Origin of the sequence: Tannerella sp. (assembly GCF_052170195.1) — a bacterium.
Taxonomy (GTDB): Bacteria; Bacteroidota; Bacteroidia; order Bacteroidales; family Tannerellaceae; genus Tannerella.
On record NZ_JBQNAZ010000025.1, the window covers coordinates 23,104 to 45,328 of the forward strand.

The following is a 22,225-nucleotide window of genomic DNA, read 5'->3' on the forward strand; positions in this document are numbered from 1 at the left end:
TAACCATTGTCCGAAAGGGCTGAAAGCCCGAATTATTTCAGCCCCATCCCGCAAGGGTGGGGTATCGACATCCGGACCTTGTTCGGAGGGCTGAAGGCCTGAATTAAAGTCATTCTTATTTCTTCTATCGCGGAATCCGGGTTAAACAAAATGCTGCGAAATAAAGAAAAAGAGCAAGCAACCGGAAGTTGCCTGCCCTTTTTTACAAATTACTCTAACGATTAAAATATATTTACTTCCACAGATCGTTCTGAACGAGGTAAGGCTTACCGTTTTCGTCTACTCCTTTATCTTTGATCTGAGCGTCGGGCACAAAGAAATATACCTTATCAAACGTTGTCGATGCCGAAGCAAACTTCGAGAGGTACTGTTTCTCGTACGTTACGTACGCTGAAGTTTCTTTCTTCATCACCTCTTTACCCCACCGTGCATAGTCGTACCAGCGTTGTCCTTCCATGGCCAGTTCCAGCTTGCGTTCGAAGCGGATGGCGGCGATACACGTATTTTTGTCCGTAAACGCGGCGTGAGTAGACGGATAGGTTTTGACTACATATTTCTGTCCCTTTCCGTCAGGGAATTGAATGATATTGGCTGCGTTACCGGCACGGGTGCGAATTTTATTCACTTGCTCCATGGCAGCCGATAATTCGCCGTCGTTGGCCAAACATTCGGCATAAAGCAGAATCATATCGCGCACTGAGAGGTACTGCATGTTCAAGGCCACAGCCGGAGCCCATCCGTTGAAACGGCTGCGCGAAGCATAACCGGCTTCTTCTTCGGCTTTCGTCCAGACGTGTTTCTTGGGCAGGAAGATACCGCCGTTTCCTTTGTCGCGGATTCCGTAACCGTCTTTAAAGCAGATGCCCCAATCTTTGTACGGCACACCCTGACGTCCTACGGCAAAGTCGAGACGCGGGTCTACGGCAATCGTGAAGTCATTTTTAAACTGGCTGCCGGCCGGTGCGCTTCCGTCGAACACCGACACGCTGGGCTTGCTTCGGTAAGAGTAGTCGAGATACGGCAGTCCGTCGGCATCGACTTGATACGAGTTGACCAGATCGTATGACGGCTGGAAAAATCCGCAGCATCCGCCCGGTGCATTTTTGTTCACGTTATGCGGGAAGTTCAGCGAATAGCCCGGTAATCCGTTGTTGTTGGCGTCGAGCGAATGCTGCACGGCGAAGATCGATTCTTTACCGTTATCCTTGAAGGCGTTGAAATTGTTGTTCAGGTCGTCTTCCAGCCCGTATTTCAATCCGTTCGATGTCTGTCCGTTGGCTAACAGGTCGGCTAAGACCGGTTTGGCTTCGGCCATCTTCCCCTGTTGCATCAGCATCTTTGCTTTCAAGGCTTTGGCAGCCCATACATTGACGCGTCCTACTTCGCTCTGTTTCTCCGGCAATAACGAGATCGCCTGATCGATTTCTGCCATGATGTTCGGGTAGATATCCGTTCCGTTGTACACTTTCGGATCGTCTTCTTCATTGTCCCACGGTATCCAGGCCAGCGACGCTGGTCCCATGAGTTTCACCCCTTCGAAGTAATACAGCGAACGCAGGAAGAACAGCTCGCCTTCGCGCGATTTAGCTACATCCGCGGCTATATCTTTGGCTTTCTTCAGGGCTCTCAACGCAATATTACACCGCTGTACCCCTTTATAAGTCCATTCCCATTTTTGCCGTACGTAATCGTTCGTCGTGAGCGGAGCATACGTTTCTATTTCGTTGATAACGGATTGGTCGCCGGCATCCGAGCCTTTGTTGGCATCACCGCCGATAATGCTGCCGAATACCCAGTTAAAGGGCGTCGCTCCCCAGCCGTTCTCCGTCAGGTTCGCATACGCGTTGGTTGTAAGCAGTTCTACTCCCTGCGCATTCTCAAACATAGTACCTGAAAAGCTGCCCTGAGGATCTTTGTAAAGAAAGTTTTCGCCGCATGAAGTCATCCCCAGAACTGCGGCTGTCAGAGTGATGGTATATATAATTCGTTTCATGATGTTATTTTTTAAGATGATACATATTTACTTCAGAATACCAGATTGACACCAAAGATAAATTTGATGCTGTTCGGAATTCCCCCTACGTCGATTCCTTTCTCCAAATCACCGCCTGAAGCCGTCTTGTCTCGGTTCGTTACTTCTGGGTCGATTCCCTTATAACCGGTGATCGTCAGTAGATTCTCCGCTTGCACGTAGAAGCGCAGGTTCTCGATCGTCGCTTTCCGGAGCCAGTTCTTCGGGAGGGTATATCCCAATGTAATATGCTTCATCCGTGCGTATGTTCCGTCTTCCACATAGTAGGAGTTCGCATTCGTTCCGGATTTGTTATCCTGTTTGTCAAGGATCGGCAAAATAGCATTCTTCTTGCCCGGTTCCCATGAGAGATCGCGCATACGAGACGAACGGTTTCCGTTAAACATCCAGAAGTCGGTAAAATACTTGGCTCCGTTGAAGATTTCGTTTCCGACACTGGCATACCAGAACATCGAAAAGTCAAATCCTTTATAACCCAGTCCGACATTCAACCCCGCCGTAAAATCGGGATGCGGTGAGCCAAGCACATCACGATCATTGGTCGTAATCTTACCGTCGCCATCTACATCACGATATTTGAATTTACCGATATACGTTTTCGGGTCGAATTTCCCGGCCGTTTCACCCAGCGGAGTCAATGCCTTTACTTCTTCTTCCGACTCATAGAATCCGTCGATCTTATATCCGTAAAATTCACCGATCGGACGACCTTTCATCGTACGCGAAACCGGGCCTGAAATACGGTCTGAGTAGCCATACTTGGCCGCCTTGTCCGAAACGCCAATTTTCAAGACCTCATTTTTATAGGTAGAAACGTTCAGATTGACATTCCACGACAGATCACCGTTTCTGTCCTGATAGTTGATCATAAAGTCGACTCCCGTATTCTTCATGTCGCCGATGTTGATGTACGGTTTGTCTGCTCCTCCGGCCAGATTTGAATAAACGGCTTCAACCAGCATATCCGTACTTTTCTTATACCACCATTCTATATTGGTCGAGAATTTACCTTCGAGGAAGGTGGCATCCAAACCGATATTTGTCGTTTCTACGCGCTCCCACTTCGTGTCCGGGTTCCCGAAGGTTCCCATCCGGTAACCGAGCTGAGAAGATGTTTGTCTGCCAGTGAAGTCGTAATTCGTGCGACTGGGATTGGTAGAATAAGTTGAAATAAAGTTCGTGGCTCGCGGGATGATCGAGTTACCGGCCTGTCCGTATCCGACACGCAGTTTAAGGTCGTCGAGCCATTCGAAGTCTTTCATAAACTCTTCCGACGAGAGACGCCATGCAGCCGAGACAGACGGGAAGGTTCCGTAACGGTTCGACTTGGAGAAACGCGATACGCCGTCGCGCCGTACCGTAGCCGTCAACAGGTATTTATCGGCAAACGAATAGTTGGCGCGTCCGAAGATACCGAACGAAGCAAATTCGCCTTTATAGTCAGATTCCGCTCTACGGAAATTATTGTATTCGCCCATATCCAAGGTCCAGGTGTTGACGTTGTCTTCGTACAGATAGTTCCGGCGATATCCCAGCATCTTCCGTCCTAATCCGTCGCGAACGGCTTCGGTCCCCACCAGTAAGTTGAGTTTGTGCACTTCGTTGAATGTCCGGCTGAATGTTAACGTATTCGTCCATACCCAGCGGAAGTTAAAGCCGGCTTCTTCGGTCAGTCCGTTCGCCCCGGGCGTCTCGGAGAATTCCAAATCTTTCTTTGACATGCTGTAACTGTAATTTCCGGTATAGTCGATACCGAAGCTGGTACGGAAGGTCAGGTCTTTCATGAAGTCCACTTCGCCCCAGATGTTCCCGAAAACACGGGTGTTCGACCAGTAATTGTCTTTGTTTCGAATGGCATCAGCCACCGGATTCTTAAAGTTTCCGGTACCGGCGATTTTCGAACCTGCGAAATGTCCCTGTATATCATAGACGGGTACCCACGGTGAGGCGCGGTACGTCCACGAATAAGGGGTTGCCTCGTCCGAATCTTCATCCAGACCGTTATCTTTTGTCCATGCGTACGTCAGGTTTTCCCCCACGCGCAACCAGTCGCGCACATTATACGACGTATTGGCGCGGATCTGATAACGACGGAAATACTGGTGAATGACCGTTCCTTCCTGATCGTAATAATTGGCCGAGAACAAGTAAGAGCCGTGGTTCGAACCGCCTTGCAAAGAGAGTTGATGGTTCTGAATCAATCCGGTACGGCTTAATTCGTTCCACCAGTCTGTTCCCTGTGCATCCCAGGGAACCAATTGATTCGCCGGATAGCTGTAATCGGCAGGGTTCAGTTGCTGCCCATCTGCTCCTTTGGTCGAAAGATAATTGGGAATGGAAGGTGTGGCTCCGGTGCCGAACTGCTCGTGCGAGGGCAGATCGTTGCTGTTTCTGATTTTGTGGCCATTGGCTTGTGCCGCCCATTCCACGTTCAGACGGTCGGTGGCGTTTAGAACATCGTACTTCTTGCCGGTCGTCGAGCCGCCGATGTATGCGTCGTATGTTAATTTCGGACGCTGGGCGGTTTTCAATCCTTTTTTCGTAGTGATAAGGATGACACCGTTCGAGGCCTCTGCTCCGTAGATCGCGGCCGAAGACGCATCTTTCAGCACCTGCATGCTCTCGATGTCGTTCGGGTTGATGCTGTTGAGGTTCTGGTTACGGGTTGACACTCCGTCGATCACGTAAAGCGGTCCGTTATCATTGACCGTACCGATACCGCGGATACGCACCATCGACTTCGAGCCGGGCGAACCGGTGGAACCGATCACTACGCCGGCGGCGCGTCCCTGCAACTGCTGGGTAGCCGAAGCTGAAGGTGTTTTCAACAGCTCGTCTGCATTCACCACAGCTACCGAGCCGGTGATGTCCTTTTTCTGCTGGGTACCGTACCCTACGACTACAACCTCCTGTAGCTTTTGGGTGTCTTCTTTTAAAACCACTCTCGATAAATTGTTGGACGAAGGCAGTGTTTGGGAGATAAAACCGATGTAGGAGAACGTCAATTGTGCTCCTGCCGGTACTTCGAGCGTAAATTTGCCGTCGATGTCGGTGATCGTTCCGGTAGTGGTACCGGAAACGGACACGTTCACTCCCAGCAAAGGGGTGCCCTGTTCATCTACTACCGTTCCTGAAACGGTTTTCGACTGCTGCGTAACGGCAACAGTCACATTCTCTGCATACAACGAAAGGGTGGGCGCCCCTGTCGCAAGTAACAGGCCAAACGCCATGCCCATTCCGTGTTTCAATACTGATTGCTTGTGCATCATGGTACAAAATGAAAAGATTAATTAAAGATTGTGTTTGTTATTTGTATTGTCTGCAAAAGACGGCTTGTAGCTCTGCTTCCGTAAGAACGCTTTAAGAATATACTGTAAGAACGTTTTAAAAAAAGAAAAACCACAACTCGTCTTTTTCGTAAGACGGTTCAAAGTAAAGAATATTTTTTTAAAAAGTGGCATCTTTTTGGAAAGTAATATTTATGTTATTAAACATGTTTTTTTTGTCTCATCTAATAAAAAATCATAATGTGTTATATCTTTGCAACTTCAAACAAACAGAGAAGAGAATTAAGATGGAGCCATTGCAAGATTATGCCTCGTTGTTTTCGCTCAGGGATATCATCGAATATGCGGGAACGATTGTTTTTGCCATCAGCGGTATCCGGTTGGCGGCAGCGAAGGAGTTCGACTGGTTCGGGGCGTTTGTGGTCGGTCTTGTTACGGCCATCGGTGGCGGGACGCTGCGCGATTTGCTGCTCGGAATCACGCCGTTCTGGATGCTCAGCCCGTCGTACATGTATTGTACCCTGCTGGGGATGGTGATAGTGTTTATCTTCAGCAAACAGTTGGTGCGGCTCGATACGCCCTTCTTTATTTTCGACGCGATCGGTCTGGCGCTTTTCGTCGTCATCGGTATAGAGAAAACGCTGGAGCTGAATTATCCGTTCTGGGTGGCCATCACGATGGGGACGATTACAGGTATCGCCGGCGGAGTGGTGCGTGATATTTTTATCAACGAAACGCCGCTCGTCTTCCGGCAGGAAGTCTACGCGCTGGCCTGCGTGATGGGGGGGATTGTCTTTGCAGTCTGTCATACCTTAGCTTATAGCAATGAGGCATGCGAGCTGCTTTCGTCGGCCACGATCCTACTGATACGCGTACTTGCCGTCAAATACCACTGGAAACTTCCCAAAATGAAACATTGACATCGTATTCCGTAGTAGAGTGAATTAAAGGCGGAAGGTGTTAATTCTTTGAAAGTTTAATCTTTCGGAAGTTTAATCTTTGAATTGTTTAATCCCGGATTCCGCGATAGAAGAAATAAGAATGAATTTAATTCAGACCTTCAGCCCTCCGAACAAGGTCTGGATGTCGATACCCCACCCTTGCGGGATGGGGCTGAAATAATTCGGGCTTTCAGCCCTTTCGGACAATGGTCAATGGTTATTCGTGGAACACGCCGAACCATGTATCTGGAAAATAACCATTAATAATTGAAAAACAGCCTTGAAAGGGCGAGATAATTCAGCCCAATGCGAAGCATTGGGGAAAAAGGTATCGTATCTCGGCGGAGGGCTATAAGCCTGACATAACCATTGTCGTACATTCGTACGTCCATTATTAATGGTAAACGCCGAAAAGTGTATCGCGTAATTTGGGTTAATGATTTGCTGAGGCCCGACAACAGAGCATCCCAATGCCAATAACGCAATCGAAGCAAATAATAACTTGTAGTAAAAAGTAAGATATAACAAACACACAAATTAATTGCGAATCAATGTTCTCAAAAACTATAGAACTTAACAATACCCTTATTTTATTTTTACCGGGATGCCGCTGATCATCAGAACAACCTCGTCGGCACGGGCTGCGATGTACTGGTTCGTCCATCCTTCGAGGTCGGTAAATTGACGTTGCAGCGCGTTCTCGGAAACGCCGCCTAACCCGATTTCGTTGGTGACGAAGAGAAACGTAGCATCTTGTGCCGTAAATCGGTCGAATTCGTCTTTGACGGCTTGCAAGGCTTGCTGCACGTCGGCGTTGAGGTCGAAGAAGAAGTTCGTACACCACAGCGTAACGCAGTCGATCACCACGACACGTCCTGTCACATCATGCCGGCTCAGTGTTTTTTCTTCTTCGATATTCGTCCATTGCATGCCGCGCGAAGCCTGATGCCGTTCGACACGTTGACGGAACTCGTCGTCCCATACACGCGCCGTAGCCATATAAACAGGGTTGGCCGACCATGACAGCGCCATCTGCTCGGCGTAGCTGCTTTTGCCCGAACGCTGACCGCCGGTGATAAGGACGATTCGTTTCATTGCATGGAGGGGGACTTGTTTTGTAGTTATTTCTTGTCTTTCGGAATAGCTCCTAAGGTTTCGAGGCTTTGTTTAAGTTCGATGCCGTTGTCTGTTTTCAGAACAATCGTTCCGTTCTTATCAAGCACGAAGCAACGGGGAAGCGAGCTGATGTTGTAGGCTTCCAACAGATGGATGGCCTGTCCGGCCGAGTCGGTACAGATGTTCCAGCGTATCGTCTGGCTTTTGATAAAACTGCGTACCTTCTGCAGGTCTTCGTCGAGGCTGACAAGCATGATTTCGAGTTCTTCCGGGCGAGCAACCTCCGCAATTTGATTCAGCATCATCTTTTCGATTTGACACATATCGCACCATGTAGCCGTGAAAGCGAGTACACAATACTTGCCGGCAAGCGAATGTTGCGTATAGGTGGTGCCGTAGATGTTTGTTATCTCGAAATCGGGAGCCTTTGTTCCGACCATGGTTTGCTTCGCTTTTTGACAATAAGCTTTCAGGTTTTTAACGATATACGAATCGTCAAGTTTTGGATCCAGCGTGTTTATCAGCGTCTCGGCGGGAAGCGGATTTTCAGGATCGAGGAAGTATTCCTGTATCAGGACGGCCGAAGCTTCATCATGGGGATGCTTGCGGATAAAATGTTCGGCCAGCGTGGTCAACTCATGATCGATATTGGCCAGACGAGGCGTATGTTCCGACCCGACATATTGGGAAGTATCAATCGCTCCGGACAGCTCGGTCTTTTCCTTCAATAATGATGCCGCTTTCTTCCGGAAATCGGACAACAGTTCGTTCGTGTGCGTACCTTTAACTTGGACAAGTAACGGATAGAGTGCATCTCCACTGACCGTAATCTTCTTATACGGTTCGAGGTAAACGGTGATCCAATCCTTATGATTCTCAAAATAAATAGTGAGTGTCGTATATTCACCTTCTTTCCGTATGATCGAGAACTTTTCGGACGGTTGGCAGGCAATCGTATCCACGTGCTTGCCATCGAATGTTTCGAATACGGCGTAAATGTGCTGCGCCTCCAGATTGGAAAGCTTTACATCTACCTGATAGGCCGCATTTTTTGTACATGCCGCGAACAGACAGGAGATATACCCGATGAATAATAGTTTTTTCAGCACCATTTTTCTTGAAAATTTCGTGTCAAAGGTAGTTGTTTTTTTGAAATTATAAAAGAAAAGCAACAAAAAATAACAGAAATAATTTTGCGCGCTTATGCAAAGCCTTTTTAAACAAGCTCGGGGAAGGTACTTAGCCACGACAAAAAAATGTTTACTTTTGCGCGGGAATTCCGGAAGAGATAATGCGGCATCGGTATTTTGCCGGCAGCTTGGAGCCATTAAAACGGAAAAGCGGATGGGAAAGTCGAAACAGAAATATTATGTAGTATGGCGGGGTGTTTGTCCCGGGATTTATGAGGATTGGACGGAGTGTAAACTACAGATCGAAGGGTTTGAAGGTGCGCTCTACAAGTCGTTCGCTTCGCGTGCCGAGGCTGAAGCAGCCCTGCGTGAATCGCCTTACGAATACATCGGGAAGCATGCTGCATCGTCTTTCAGGTTGCTCCGTCGGGAGGGGCCTCCCCCGTATATTGTGCAGAGCCTTGCGGTTGATGCGGCTTGCAGCGGCAACCCCGGCGATATGGAATATCGGGGTGTGTACGTCGAGACGGGACAGGAGATTTTCCGGGTCGGGCCTATGGCGCAGGGGACAAATAATATCGGCGAGTTTCTGGCGCTGGTACACGGGCTGGCGCTGTTCAAGAAAAGCAACTGTGCGATGCCGATCTATTCCGACAGTCGCAATGCGATGCAATGGGTGCGACTCAAAAAATGCCGGACGAAATTAGAACAGAACGCCGCTAATGCCCCGATTTTCGAACTGATCCTCCGGGCGGAGAAATGGTTGCGTGAAAATACCTACACGACGCAAATCCTGAAATGGGATACGGCTGCGTGGGGCGAAATACCTGCCGACTTCGGACGGAAATAGTCGTTATGGAACGGAAGGATAAAGTGTCTTCTCGTATACATTATATAAATTCCGGAACAGTGGCTCATCGTCGAAACGACGGGCATGCATCAGTCCTTCGTCAATCATTCGGCGGCGTAAATGCGGATCATCCAATACCCGCTCAAGGGCTTGTGCCAGCTCGTCCGGATCGTTCGGGTCGACGTAAAGAGACCCCGGCCCTCCTGCTTCTTCCAGACATGAGCCTTTGGCCGCGATTGCCGGAGTGCCGCAACATAGCGCCTCCAGAATGGGAATACCGAACCCTTCGAAAAAAGAAGGGTAAACAAATACCGTGGCCAGTCGATAAAATGCCGGTAATTCATGGGTGCTGATGCCGGTCAGTAACGTCACGCTGCTTTCCATCCGATGCGCTCTGATGTACTGCTCTACTTGCTGCGTGTATGCCGTCCGTTTTCCGATAGCCACCAATTTGACCGGCCGGCTGAGCCGTCGCAACGCGCGTACGGCGAGAAGCAGATTCTTGCGTTCTTCAATGCTTCCTACATATAAGATGAACTGCTGCGGCAACTTATACGTCTGCCGAACACTCCGGAGCTGTTCCTCCGATACGGGACGTTTAAAATCGTCGGCGCATCCTTGATAAACGACATCGATCTTATCCGACGGAATACCCCAATAGTCGATGATGTCTTTTTTCGTACAGTGACTGACGGCGATGATACGGTCGGCATTCCGACAGGCTTTTCGGAATTTATAACGATAGATCATCCGGTCGAAGAAACGGTAATAACGCGGATAACGCATGAAAATCAGGTCGTGGATGGTTACGATGCTTCGTGTGTGCTTCGCCAGACGAATATTCAGGGGAAGCTCGTTGCTGAGACCGTGAAACAGATCGATGCGTTCCTGAACGATTGTCTTCGTTACTCCCCAAATACGCCATAAGGATGGGCATGTTCTCCAGAAACCGGTGTGAGGATAGCACACATTCGTATGATCTGCGACTTGGCTTAAGAGATTGGTGCGCCGCGAGGCGGGAGTATAGAGGTAGTACCTGTTTTGCGGGCTGTACTTAGCCAGCAGGGAAATGATGAATCGGCTGTAATTTCCTAATCCGGTATTGTTTCGCGCGGCGCGTTTGGCGTCGAAACCTATTTTAAAGGGGGATGACTGTTTCATAAAAAGAAAGCATAAAGGTTTTTATTCACCCGGTCGTCAGGCGATAGAAGTATCGGATATTTGAAAGAACAATGCATGTATAGTACAGGAATAGTGCGAACGGTTCAGAGGGGGATGGTAAAATTCATCGATCCTTCGGCTTGTCGATTAATGGTTTCGTATGATGATCTTGCTGCCGTTTTCGTAAACGGAGTATTTTTTTAATTGAGATTTACTGACTCCTTTGATGGGGATACCCGGAACGGTTGCAGCACTGATGTCATAAACGGTCTTGCATTTCGGACAGGTAGCCGTAGTGCGATCCTGATCGACGGAAATAAGAACTCCGCGGTCGTTTTCGTGCGGACAAGCCAAGTCGAAGGCATAACATTCTCCATCCAGCGCGCGTACCGCCAATATCCCCCCATACCCGGTCGCTCTTATGGCGAAAGGTCTTTCCCGCATATCTTCGATTGTATAAGTTCGGTATCCGAGAATGTTTCCTCTGCGGATATTTTTGTCGCTGTGCTGGGTGTCTAACAATAAGTCTACCGGATAATTGAGTATGGGATGTTCTTCCGTACAAGCCAACCATCCGAACAGTACGAATAAGATCAGATAGATTCTTTTTCTCATGTCAGTAATGCCTTTTCTGCCCGGTCGACCTTCTCGAACTGAAAACCCTCGATCGTCTGTTGCATCAACTGTTCGATCTTCTCATTGCAAAGATTCCCCATGCTCCCTTCGTGCGTATGACGGACGGTCTGATCGGCTGTAAACGTTCCGGCCTCAATGTCCATACCTACTTTTTTATACGCATCCCGAAAAGGCACGCCGTCCATAACCAGGCGGTTTACTTTTTCAACGCTGAAAAGCAGCGAATATTTTGGATCGTCCAGGATATGTTTGTTGATTTTTATTTCGCGCATCATCAGGGTGACCATGCGTAGGCAATCTTTTAATTCATCGAACGAGGGAAGAAAAAGCTCTTTGATGATTTGCAGATCGCGGAAATATCCCGAGGGCAGATTGTTACAGATGAGTGCGATTTGTTGGGGTATCCCCTGAAGCGTATTGCATTTGGCACGCGTCAGCTCGAACACGTCCGGGTTCTTTTTATGAGGCATGATGCTGGAGCCGGTCGTGAACGAGTCGGGTAATTGGATGAATCCGAAGTTCTGACTGTTAAAGAGACAGGCATCCATCGCTAATTTCGAGAGAGTAGCCGCTATTCCCACCATGGCATAAGCGACCGTCCGTTCCATTTTTCCCCGCCCCATTTGAGCGTAAACGACGTTATAATTCATCGAATCGAACCCTAACAGCTCCGTCGTCATGGTGCGACTCAGCGGGAACGAAGAACCGTAGCCCGCCGCAGAACCTAACGGGTTGCGGTTGCATATCTTATATGCCGCCTGCATCAGCAGAAGATCGTCGGCCAAACTCTCGGCATAGGCTGCGAACCAAAGTCCGAAAGAAGAAGGCATCGCGATTTGCAGATGGGTATAGCCCGGCATCAGGATGTCTTTGTAGCGATTGCTCTGGTCGATCAACACCTCGAATAAATCGCCGGTTAGTCTGACCAGCTCACGGATTCGGGCGCGTGTAAACAGTTTCAGATCGAGCAATACCTGATCGTTGCGGGAGCGTCCGCTGTGGATTTTTTTTCCGATGTCGCCCAGCTTACGTGTGAGCATAAGCTCTACTTGTGAATGTACATCCTCCACACCTTCTTCGATCACAAAATTACCATACTCGGCTTCGACGTACATGTTTTTTAGCTCCGCATGCAGGCTTTGCAGCTCGTCTTTCGTCAGCAATCCGATCGATTCGAGCATGGTGATGTGCGCCATCGACCCGAGCATATCGTAAGGAGCCAGATAAAGGTCCAGTTCACGATCTTTCCCGACCGTGAACCGTTCCACTTCCTTATCGACCTGTATATTTTTCTCCCAAAGTTTCCGGGACATAAGCGTTAAGCGTTTTCGTTCGTTGACGGTTCGTACGGCAGTGAAGCAATCACTTCCGATATCTTATCGACAGCCTCCTGCATCACCTTCGATACCATGGCTTTGATAAAAGGGTTCAACTCGGCGCGTACGGTCATCTTCATCTTCGTGTCTTTTTCCGCCACCTGTTTGAGTTGAATCCACATGGACAAAGGCACCGGAGACTGAACGGTCTCGAATTTGATCGTTTTGTTCGGTTCGCGGTCGACGATTTGGAACTCAACCTTACCTACCGGATCTATTTCGATACAACAACGGTCGTTCGAGAAAGAAAAATGTTTGATTTTGTCTTCCGGAATCCGGGCTTTGACACGCTCCAGATTGGAGAGATCCGATAACATCGAGAAGATGCGTTCGTCGTTATGCGGGATCGTTCTGATTTGACTGGTAAATTCTGTCATTCGTTTCTGTCCATGATGTTAAGCGTCCGGGTCCCAGTTCGCAGGATCCTTGCGCCATTCCTGAAGGATGGCTACCTCCGTTTCGTCGATGTAATTGATCTTAACCGCTTCTTCGATGACAGCGTCATAGTTCGAGAGTGTCGTCAACGATACTTTGGCCTCCTTGAACTGCTGTTCGGCTATCGGGAAACCATGGGTGAAGATCGCGACCATCCCGATGACCTGACATCCGAAATTGCGTATGGCATTCACGGCTTTCAGGCTGCTTCCGCCGGTAGAGACGAGATCTTCGACAACGATAACTTTCGAGCTCGGTTTCAATTCACCCTCAATCAAATTTTCCAGTCCGTGATCTTTCGGTGCCGAACGGATGTATACGAATGGCAAGCCGAGGAGATCCGCCACTAAAGCTCCTTGGGCAATAGCCCCTGTGGCTACGCCGGCAATGGCATCGACCTCCTCGTATTTCTCAGAAATGATCCGTGCCAGTTCCAACTTGATGAAGGTACGTATAGCCGGATAGGAAAGTGTTTTCCTGTTATCGCAATAAATAGGAGATTTCCAACCGGATGCCCATGTGAACGGATTGGCCGGCTGTAGTTTTACGGCCTTGATTTTTAGTAATTTTTCTGCTACGATTCGTTCTAATGCTTTCATAATATATCTAAATTCGAAAGGGCAAAAGTAAAAAAAGAGAATGAATGTACATAATTTACGGAGCAATTATTTTGAACCGATTGCTGAATGAGATCGTCTAAATAGTCGGATACACGGTATTGCCTTCCTTTTTTGTAACGAAAAAATCTTTTTTTGCTTGCATGTGTACAAAGAATAGCATATATTTGCAATTTTAAAAACTTTAATTATTATTATAGAAAATAGAAGTAGGTAATTTTGTGTTTCTTATTTGGAATTCTACTTGTTTTTGCCTCTTGATAAGCAAGATAAAACTAAACAGAGTATAGAAGTATAAATGATTTTAATTTTAAATAGAAAGAATCCATGAAACAATTTCTTGCACTTGCCGTTATTGCAATCGTCGCAGGCTTGTCCTGCATGTCCTGCAAAAGAAATCGGGATATTGTGCCTTCGTCTGAATATGCTCCTTATGTAAGTGCATATACAGGCGGGGTCATCTCGTCCGATGCGTCTATTTTTATCGAATTGACTGAAGAACAGCAAATCGTGGAGATAGGTGCCGAAGTAAAGGAGAAACTCTTTCGTTTCTCTCCGTCGCTGAAGGGAAAAACTTTTTGGGTTAACAACAAAACGCTTCAGTTTATCCCCGATTCCGGTGCGTTGAAACCCGGAGAACTCTACAATGCAACCTTTGCGCTGGGTAAAGTGATGAAGGTAGAAAAGAAACTGGCAGAATTTGAATTTTCGTTTCGCGTGGAAGAGCGAAGTTTTGTGATGGAATTTACATCGCTTGATGTGGTGGAATTAGCTATGAATCAGGTTACTGTTCAGGGGGAGATTCGTTTTAGTGAAGCTCCGCCCGCTACGATTGTACAAGACATGATAACGGCCATGAGGGAAAACGAGTCGTTCTCGGCTGTTGTGACCCCGACCGAAAATCCGCGTACGTTCCATTTCGTTATTTCGAACATCGCCAAAAAAGAAGCCGAAACGACCCTCGAGGTTACGGTCGATGGAAAAGCCTTTAATTCCGATAAAAGGATCAAGCTGGAGATGGACATACCGGCACTGACGCCCCCATTTGAATTGCTGTCGGCCAAAGTTATTGAAGCACCTGAACATGGCGTGTGTCTGACTTTTTCTTCACCGGTTTCCAATACGCAGGATTTGAACGGATTGATTACGCTGGAACCGATCTCTACCTATACGTTTCAGGTGGAGGATAATAAAGTTAAAATCTTTTTTGAGCGAAAGAGTGAAAATACGTCTCTTTATATTAATGTTGATCAGGGGTTAAAAAATGTATCCGACGAATCGTTACCTAGGTCTTCGTCTGTTACCCTGCAAATGAATTCGCTGAGTCCACAAGTGGAATTTTTGTCGTCGGGAATGATTATGCCTGATTCTAAAGAACTGGTTCTGCCGTTTCGGGCAGTTAATCTGTATGCCGTCGATCTGAAAGTGATCCGGATTTTTGAGAGCAACGTGCTGATGTTCTTACAGGATAATTCGTTATCTGCATCTTCTTCTTCGGAGTTGAGACGTTCCGGCCGACTGATATATAAGAAGATGCTTCGTCTTGATAGTGATCCGACAAAGAACATACACGACTGGGATAACTATTTTATCGACCTCAGTGGGGTGATGAAGCAGGAGCCGGGGGCTATTTATCGGGTAGAGCTTTCATTTAAGCAGGACTATTCGGCTTATCCGTGCGGAAACGAGCCGGCCGCACGTAATCTGCAAGCATCGAATGCTTTGACACGTGTTGAGGCCGGTGAGATGACGGAAGAGGACGAGGCCGTATGGGATCAACCCCAAACGTATTATTATGATAATTCGAACATGGACTGGGACATATACGAATGGGACGAACGGGATAACCCGTGCCATCCGAGTTATTATATGGTTTCGGAGCGTAAGGCAACGACGAATGTGATGGCTTCGAACATGGGGGTGATTGTGAAAGGCAACACGAACAATACGTTATGGGTCGCTGTGTCAAATCTGTTGGATACAAAGCCGATGTCGAATGTTGAAGTAACAGCATATAACTTCCAGTTGCAACCGATAGGGAAGGCTCGGACGGACGGAGACGGATTTGCACTGATCAAGGCTAAAAACAAACCGTTTGTACTCGTTGCCTCGTCGGAAGATAAGCAGAAGACCTACCTGCGTCTCGTCGATGGCGAGGATAATCTGCTGAGTCGGTTCGATGTCGGCGGCAAGGAGATCAAAAAAGGTTTGAGAGGCTTTGTGTACGGTGAGCGTGGCGTGTGGCGTCCGGGAGATACATTGCATCTTTCATTTATGCTGGAAGACCGTGAGAAGCGGATTCCGGTCAATCATCCGGTGTCGATAGAAGTGTATAATCCTCGTGGACAATTCTATCAAAAGCAGGTTTCTTCCAAAGGACTGAACGGATTGTACACATTCACGGTTCCGACTAAGGCCGACGATCCGACGGGGCTTTGGAATGCCTATGTGAAAGTGGGCGGTACGTCGTTTCATAAATCGTTACGTATCGAGACCGTGAAGCCTAATCGCCTGAAAATTAACTTGACGATCCCCGGAAAACAGTTGAAGGCTTCGGCATCGCCGGTTCAGACAACTCTCGAATCGGCCTGGTTGACCGGTGCGGTGGCGCAGCATCTCAAGACCAAAGTGGAGTTGTTGTTATCTGAAACGACAACCCAGTTTAAAGGGTATGAAAAATACATCTTTCATAATCCGGCCGCAGACTTTACGTCGAGTACGATTGATCTATACTCCGGAGTGTTGGATGGAGAGGGAAAGTCGGTCTTCCGTATGTCGCTTCCGGCGGCCAAAAATGCACCGGGTATGTTGCGTGCCAACATCACCTGCCGGGTGTTTGAACCGGGAGGGGATGCGAGTATCTATACGCAGACGATTCCTTTCTCTCCCTTCGATTCGTATGTAGGAATCCGTTTCGGAGAGAAGGACAAGACCGATTTCCTCGAGACGGACGTTGATCATCAGTTCGAAGTTGTGACGCTCAGTCCGGACGGTCAACCGACAAATCGTTCCGGCCTGGAATATAAGATTTACAAGATCGGTTGGAGCTGGTGGTGGGAGCATGATGACGAATCGTTCGCGTCGTACCTGAATAACTCTTCGATCTCGCCCGTGGCATCGGGCACGCTGAGCACTTCGGGCGGCAAGGCGCGGATCGGCTTCCGGGTGGATTATCCGCAGTGGGGACGTTATCTGGTCTATGTCAAGGATCGTGAAAGCGGTCATGCAACAGGCGGGGTTATTTATATCGACTGGCCTTCGTGGCGCGGACGTTCGAATAAATCGGATCCGAACGGGATTAAGATGTTAGCATTCTCGTTAGATAAATCTTCGTACGAAGCCGGCCAGAATGCGACGGTGATTATTCCTTCGTCGGCCGGAGGCAGAGCGTTGGTTTCTATTGAGAACGGATCGGAAGTCATAAGCCGCGAGTGGGTCGATATGGCTTCGTCCGGCGATACGAAATATACGTTTAAGATTACGGAACAGATGGCGCCGAACGTCTATGTGCATGTCAGTCTGTTGCAACCTCACGCGCAAACCGTCAATGATTTGCCTATCCGGATGTACGGAGTGGTACCGGTTTTCGTCACGAATAAAGATTCCGAGCTTACACCGCAAATTACGATGCCCGACGTGTTACGTCCCGAGACGGAATTCACGGTGAAAGTGAAAGAAACATCGGGCAAAGCCATGACGTACACGCTGGCTGTGGTAGATGACGGATTACTTGACCTGACGAATTTCAAGACGCCTGACCCGTGGAATGTCTTTTATGCACGCGAAGCGTTGGGGATACGTACCTGGGACATGTATGACTTTGTGATGGGCGCCTACGCAGGGAAGTACGGTTCACTGTTCAGTATCGGAGGGGATGAAGATATGAAGCCTGCCAACTCGAAAGCCAATCGTTTCAGACCGGTCGTGAAATTTATCGGTCCGTTCGCGTTGAAAAAAGGGGAGGAACAGAGTCATAAGTTGAAGCTCCCGCCGTATATCGGATCGGTACGTGTGATGGTTGTTGCCGGGCAGGATGGCGCTTACGGCAAGGCGGAAAAGACCGTGCCGGTACGTACGCCGTTGATGATCTTGTCGTCATTGCCTCGTGTAGTCAGCACGGACGAAGAAATTTATTTGCCGGTCAATGTGTTTGCAATGGAGAATACGGTGAAGAACGTATCGATCAAGGTTGAGACGACAGGTAAGTTAAAAATCGCGAACGGAGGCAGCCAGTCCTTGACGTTTGCTGCTCCCGGCGATAAGATGGTATACTTTGCCCTGAAATCGGGCTCCTCGACGGGAATAGAACGAGTGACGGTTACCGCCACTGGCAATGGGCATACTTCGAAAGAGACGATTGAAATCGATGTCCGGAATCCTAATCCTCCGATTATCCGTACCGACAATAAACTGCTCAATGCAGGAGAGTCGGCTGATTTTACGTACACCTTAGACGGCGATTTCGACGGGAACTGGGTGAAATTAGAAGTTTCCCGTATTCCTTCGGTCGATATCAGTCGACGGTTCGATTATCTGTATGACTATCCGCATTATTGTTCCGAGCAGCTTACTTCAAGGGCTTTGCCGCTGTTGTTTATCGCTCAGTTTAAGGACATGGAGGAGAAAGAGACGGAATCCGTGAAAAAGAATGTGCGTGAAGCCATTTTGAATCTGTACGGTCGTCAACTGTCCAATGGTGGGATTGCCTATTGGCCGGGCGACGGGTACGAGAACGAATGGGTGACATCGTACGCCGGCAGTTTCCTGGTTTTGGCCAAAGAGAAAGGGTATGACGTCAATTCGGGCGTGCTGAGTCGATGGAAAAACTATCAGCGCAGTGCTGCTCAGAACTGGCGGGCGAATGCGCGGGGAAGTCGTCGATATGCATATTATCAGTCGGACTTTTCGCAGGCTTACCGTCTTTATACGCTGGCGTTGTCCGGCGCTCCCGAACTCGGGGCAATGAACCGGATGAAAGAGTTGAAAGACTTGTCGATGCAGGCGCGCTGGTGTCTGGCGGCAGCTTATGCCTTGTCCGGTAAGACGAAGGCGGCGAGTGAGCTTGTCTTTAACGCCTCGACGGAGGTCGCTCCTTATGCATTAAATAACTCGACGTTTGGCTCGTCCGAGCGGGATATGGCGATGATTCTTGAGGCCATGGTGCTGATGGGCAAGGAAAAAGAAGCCTTCGAACAGGCACGGAAAGTATCGGCCAATCTTTCACGTGAACAATCGTTTACCACGCAGTCTACCGCTTATTCGTTGGTGGCTATGGGACGTCTGGCGGAGAAGGTGTCCGGTTCGTTGCAGTTCGATTGGACGTTGAACGGCAAGGCGCAATCCAAGGTGAATTCGGCCCGTGCCGTTTTCCAGAAAGACCTCCCGACACGTCCGACGAACGGTGCGGCAACTGTCAAAAACAATGGAAACGGGTTGCTGTATGTGAGTCTTGTCTCGAAGACGAAACCTCTCCGCGACTCGCTTTCGTCCATTGAGCAAAATTTGCGTATGACAGTCACGTATACCGATCTGAAAGGCACGCTGGTCGATGTGCAACGGCTGAAGCAGGGCACGGACTTTATGGCGGTGATTCGGGTGTCGAATATCAGTGGAATCAATGACTATACGGATGTTGCCCTGACACAACTTATTCCGTCCGGATGGGAAGTATATAACGAGCGCATGCTCAATCCGGACGATCCGGATACGGAAAAAGCGGCGTCCTACATTTATCGTGACATCAGAGATGATGGAGTAATGACGTATTTCGATCTGAAGATGGGTGAAACAAAAGTGTTTAAGGTGCGTTTGCAAGCATCTTATGCCGGTACGTTCGTATTGCCTGCCGTACATTGCGGAGCGATGTACGATGCGGGAGCACAGGCGCGGACACGTGCAGGACGTGTCACGGTAGAACGATGATTAACCGGAGCATAAAAGATCCGTTATTTCGCAAAAGGGCTATCCGATACGGGATAGCTCTTTTGCTTGTTTGCTATTTATTCTGCCTTCCCCGTACCTTGTTTCATACTCCCTACGCCACCGTGGTGACCGATCGCCACGGCGAGTTGCTCGGTGCCCGGATCGCAGCCGACGGACAGTGGCGTTTTCCGGTGAGCGATACGATACCGGAGAAGTTCGCAAAGTGCCTGATTGCTTTTGAAGACCGTTATTATTACCGGCACTGGGGTGTTAACCCGCTGGCGACGGGGAGAGCGCTGGTGCAGAATATCAAGGCTCGACGAGTGGTGAGTGGGGGAAGCACGCTGACGATGCAAACGATTCGCCTCTCGCGTGGAGAACGCAGAACGATCGGAGAAAAGCTGATTGAGATGATACTGGCAACGCGTCTCGAATGTCGATACTCGAAAGCGAAAATCCTTGCCCTTTATGCTTCGCATGCCCCTTTCGGGGGAAATGTAGTGGGGCTTGATGCCGCATCGTGGCGTTATTTCGGACATTCTTCCGCACAACTCTCCTGGGCTGAGGCTGCAACACTGGCTGTGCTGCCTAATGCTCCTTCGATGATTCATCTGGCCAAAAATCGTCCGGCGCTGATCAAAAAGCGAAACAAGCTATTGGAACAACTCTATCGCCAAGGGGTGATTGACGAAATCGACTATGAACTGGCCTTGAGCGAAGCGCTTCCGCCGGAACCGTTGCCGTTGCCGCAGATAGCCCCGCATCTGGTAGCGTATGTTTATGGAAACCGTCAGGGGCAGCAGGTGACTTCAACGATCGACAAAGGGCTGCAGTTGCAGCTTGAAAGGCTATTGGCACGCTGGCATGCCGAATTCGTCCGGCACGATATCCGCAATATGGCCGCGATGGTGATTGATGTACGTACTAACCGGGTGCTGGCTTATTGCGGCAATGTGAACTTTCAAGACACGAAGTCCGGCAATCAGGTCGATGTGATCCGGTCGCCGCGCAGTACGGGAAGTATCCTCAAGCCCTTGCTGTATTATGCGGCCTTGCAGGACGGCGATATTCTTCCACATACTTTGCTGCCCGATGTGCCGCTGAATGTAAACGGTTTTGCTCCGCAAAATTTCAACATGCAGTTCGATGGGGCTGTTCCGGCGTCCGAAGTTATTGCCCGGTCGCTAAATGTCCCTTCGGTGATGCTGCTGCGCCGTTACGGCGTGCCCAAGTTTTACGATTTCCTGAAAAAAGCGGGGTTGACGACCTTAACCCGCCCCTCTTCGCATTACGGTCTTTCGCTTATTCTGGGAGGCGCCGAAGCTACCCTTTGGGATATCACTACGGTCTATGCCGATATGGCACGGGCATTGGAAGGAAAGGAGCGCACAGCTTGTCACATGCTGTCCGACGGAGAAACAACGCCCTCTCTGCCCGAAATCTTTCAGCCCGGAGCCGTATGGCAGACATTCGATGCCATCAAAGAAGTGAACCGTCCGGAAGATATCGACTGGCGGACAATCCCCTCGATGCAGTCCGTCGCTTGGAAAACGGGTACGAGCTATGGCTTTCGCGATGCGTGGGCCGTCGGCGTGACGCCACGCTATGCCGTGGGCGTATGGGTAGGCAATGCTTCGGGTGAGGGTAAACCCGAGCTGGTCGGTGCGCGTACGGCCGGGCCGGTGATGTTCGATATTTTCAATATCCTGCCTTCGTCCGAATGGTTCGTTCGTCCCGAAGGCGTATTTGTGGAGGCCGAAGTGTGCCGTCTGTCGGGACATTTAAAAGGACGTTTTTGCGACGAGACGGAAACGGCTCCGATTTGTCCGAACGGACAGCGAACCGTGGCGTGTCCTTACCATATCCGTGTAAATCTGAGCGCCGACAGGCGTTATCGCGTCTATGAGCATTGTCTGAATAACGGGACGACGATTCCGGAGAACTGGTTTGTTTTGCCACCTGCATGGGAATGGTATTACAAGCGTCGTCATCCCGAATATAAGCCGCTTCCGCCTTTTTGGGCCGGATGTGGAGGCGACTCCGAGCAACCGATGCAGTTTATCTATCCGCAAAGTTATCATACCCGAGTGACCTTACCGAAGCAGCTTGACGGAACTCCGGGCGTCGTCACGTTCGAGCTGGCACACAGTAACAGCGAGGCGACTGTTTTTTGGCATTTAGACGGAGAATACCTCACGGCCACCCGCGATTTTCATAAAGTCTCCGTCTCTCCTCAGCCCGGACAACATACGATGACCGTCGTCGATGAGCAGGGACACACCCTCTCCGCAACCATTCGGGTCGAAGAGTAAGATTTCAGTTTTTAACAGGGATTATACTGAATATGGTTGCTTAGATAGGTATTGTCCTAAAAAGTATATCGGGAGAAAATTTATTTTTCTCCCTGCACTTTTGAATATTTTTTTATCGGACAATAGTGATTTTCTATAGTCAAAAATCAAATATATTAAAAATCTACTCGTAATTCGTAATTTGTAATTCGTAATTCCCCTACTTTTGTCATTCAGATCGAAGCGATGAATCTCTTTCCTCTTCTCCGCGAGATTCCTCACTGCGTTCGGAATGACAAAGGGGACATCTAAATCAATATTCATTCAGGCTTACAGCCCTCTAACCAAGGTATGGGCATGGATCCCCTCTCCTTGTGGGATGGGGCTGAAATAATTCGGGCTTTCAGCCCTTTCGGACAATGGTTAATGGT

Annotated in this window: 13 protein-coding genes; 4 read left to right on the plus strand and 9 right to left on the minus strand. The window is 49.0% G+C overall.

The features are described 5' to 3' along the window. Window positions 1–232: 232 nt before the first annotated feature. Entirely contained in the window at window positions 233–1,993 is a 1,761-nt protein-coding gene (locus ACTTKA_RS07970; RefSeq protein WP_442724617.1) for a RagB/SusD family nutrient uptake outer membrane protein, read from the minus strand. A gap of 32 nt (window positions 1,994–2,025) precedes the next feature. Further along, the gene (locus tag ACTTKA_RS07975) at window positions 2,026–5,301 is read right to left on the minus strand and encodes a SusC/RagA family TonB-linked outer membrane protein (RefSeq protein ID WP_442713826.1); all 3,276 of its coding nucleotides are present in this window, start codon (window positions 5,299–5,301) and stop codon (window positions 2,026–2,028) included. A gap of 305 nt (window positions 5,302–5,606) precedes the next feature. Between ACTTKA_RS07975 and ACTTKA_RS07980 the strand changes: the two genes are divergently transcribed. Beyond that, window positions 5,607–6,239: a trimeric intracellular cation channel family protein gene (locus ACTTKA_RS07980; protein WP_442713825.1), complete on the plus strand. Its 633-nt coding sequence runs from the start codon at window positions 5,607–5,609 to the stop codon at window positions 6,237–6,239. A gap of 606 nt (window positions 6,240–6,845) precedes the next feature. Here ACTTKA_RS07980 and cobU read toward each other — a convergent pair. Both cobU and ACTTKA_RS07990 read right to left on the minus strand, forming a co-directional pair. Further along, entirely contained in the window at window positions 6,846–7,355 is a 510-nt protein-coding gene (gene cobU / locus ACTTKA_RS07985) for a bifunctional adenosylcobinamide kinase/adenosylcobinamide-phosphate guanylyltransferase (RefSeq protein WP_442713824.1), read from the minus strand. 26 nt (window positions 7,356–7,381) lie between these two features. Continuing rightward, window positions 7,382–8,488 (minus strand): redoxin domain-containing protein, encoded by a 1,107-nt coding sequence (locus ACTTKA_RS07990; RefSeq protein ID WP_442724618.1) that lies wholly within the window; start codon window positions 8,486–8,488, stop codon window positions 7,382–7,384. Between the two features lie 232 nt (window positions 8,489–8,720). Between ACTTKA_RS07990 and ACTTKA_RS07995 the strand changes: the two genes are divergently transcribed. After that, on the plus strand, window positions 8,721–9,356 hold the full coding sequence (locus ACTTKA_RS07995) for a ribonuclease H1 domain-containing protein (protein ID WP_442724619.1): 636 nt from the start codon (window positions 8,721–8,723) through the stop codon (window positions 9,354–9,356). A gap of 3 nt (window positions 9,357–9,359) precedes the next feature. Here the strand turns inward: ACTTKA_RS07995 and ACTTKA_RS08000 are convergent, their stop codons facing one another. The 5 genes from ACTTKA_RS08000 to pyrE all read right to left on the minus strand — a co-directional run bounded on the left by ACTTKA_RS08000 (window position 9,360) and on the right by pyrE (window position 13,563). After that, complete coding sequence (locus tag ACTTKA_RS08000; RefSeq protein ID WP_442724620.1) at window positions 9,360–10,517, minus strand: glycosyltransferase family 4 protein; 1,158 nt, start codon at window positions 10,515–10,517, stop codon at window positions 9,360–9,362. A gap of 147 nt (window positions 10,518–10,664) precedes the next feature. Next, the gene (locus tag ACTTKA_RS08005) at window positions 10,665–11,132 is read right to left on the minus strand and encodes a hypothetical protein (RefSeq protein WP_046825173.1); all 468 of its coding nucleotides are present in this window, start codon (window positions 11,130–11,132) and stop codon (window positions 10,665–10,667) included. Next, window positions 11,129–12,466 (minus strand): argininosuccinate lyase, encoded by a 1,338-nt coding sequence (gene argH, locus ACTTKA_RS08010; protein WP_442724621.1) that lies wholly within the window; start codon window positions 12,464–12,466, stop codon window positions 11,129–11,131. Before argH ends, ACTTKA_RS08005 begins: the two co-directional genes overlap by 4 nt. A 5-nt stretch (window positions 12,467–12,471) precedes the next feature. Continuing rightward, a complete protein-coding gene (locus tag ACTTKA_RS08015; RefSeq protein WP_442724622.1) occupies window positions 12,472–12,906 on the minus strand; it encodes an SRPBCC family protein in 435 nt (144 codons plus the stop codon). An 18-nt stretch (window positions 12,907–12,924) separates the two neighbouring features. Continuing rightward, the gene (gene pyrE, locus ACTTKA_RS08020; protein ID WP_442724623.1) at window positions 12,925–13,563 is read right to left on the minus strand and encodes an orotate phosphoribosyltransferase; all 639 of its coding nucleotides are present in this window, start codon (window positions 13,561–13,563) and stop codon (window positions 12,925–12,927) included. Window positions 13,564–13,908: 345 nt separating this feature from the next. On the opposite strand from pyrE, the gene ACTTKA_RS08025 reads away from it, so the two are divergent. Both ACTTKA_RS08025 and pbpC read left to right on the plus strand, forming a co-directional pair. After that, the gene (locus ACTTKA_RS08025; protein ID WP_442724624.1) at window positions 13,909–19,503 is read left to right on the plus strand and encodes an alpha-2-macroglobulin family protein; all 5,595 of its coding nucleotides are present in this window, start codon (window positions 13,909–13,911) and stop codon (window positions 19,501–19,503) included. Next, on the plus strand, window positions 19,500–21,815 hold the full coding sequence (gene pbpC / locus ACTTKA_RS08030; RefSeq protein ID WP_442724625.1) for a penicillin-binding protein 1C: 2,316 nt from the start codon (window positions 19,500–19,502) through the stop codon (window positions 21,813–21,815). Before ACTTKA_RS08025 ends, pbpC begins: the two co-directional genes overlap by 4 nt. Window positions 21,816–22,225: the final 410 nt, after the last annotated feature.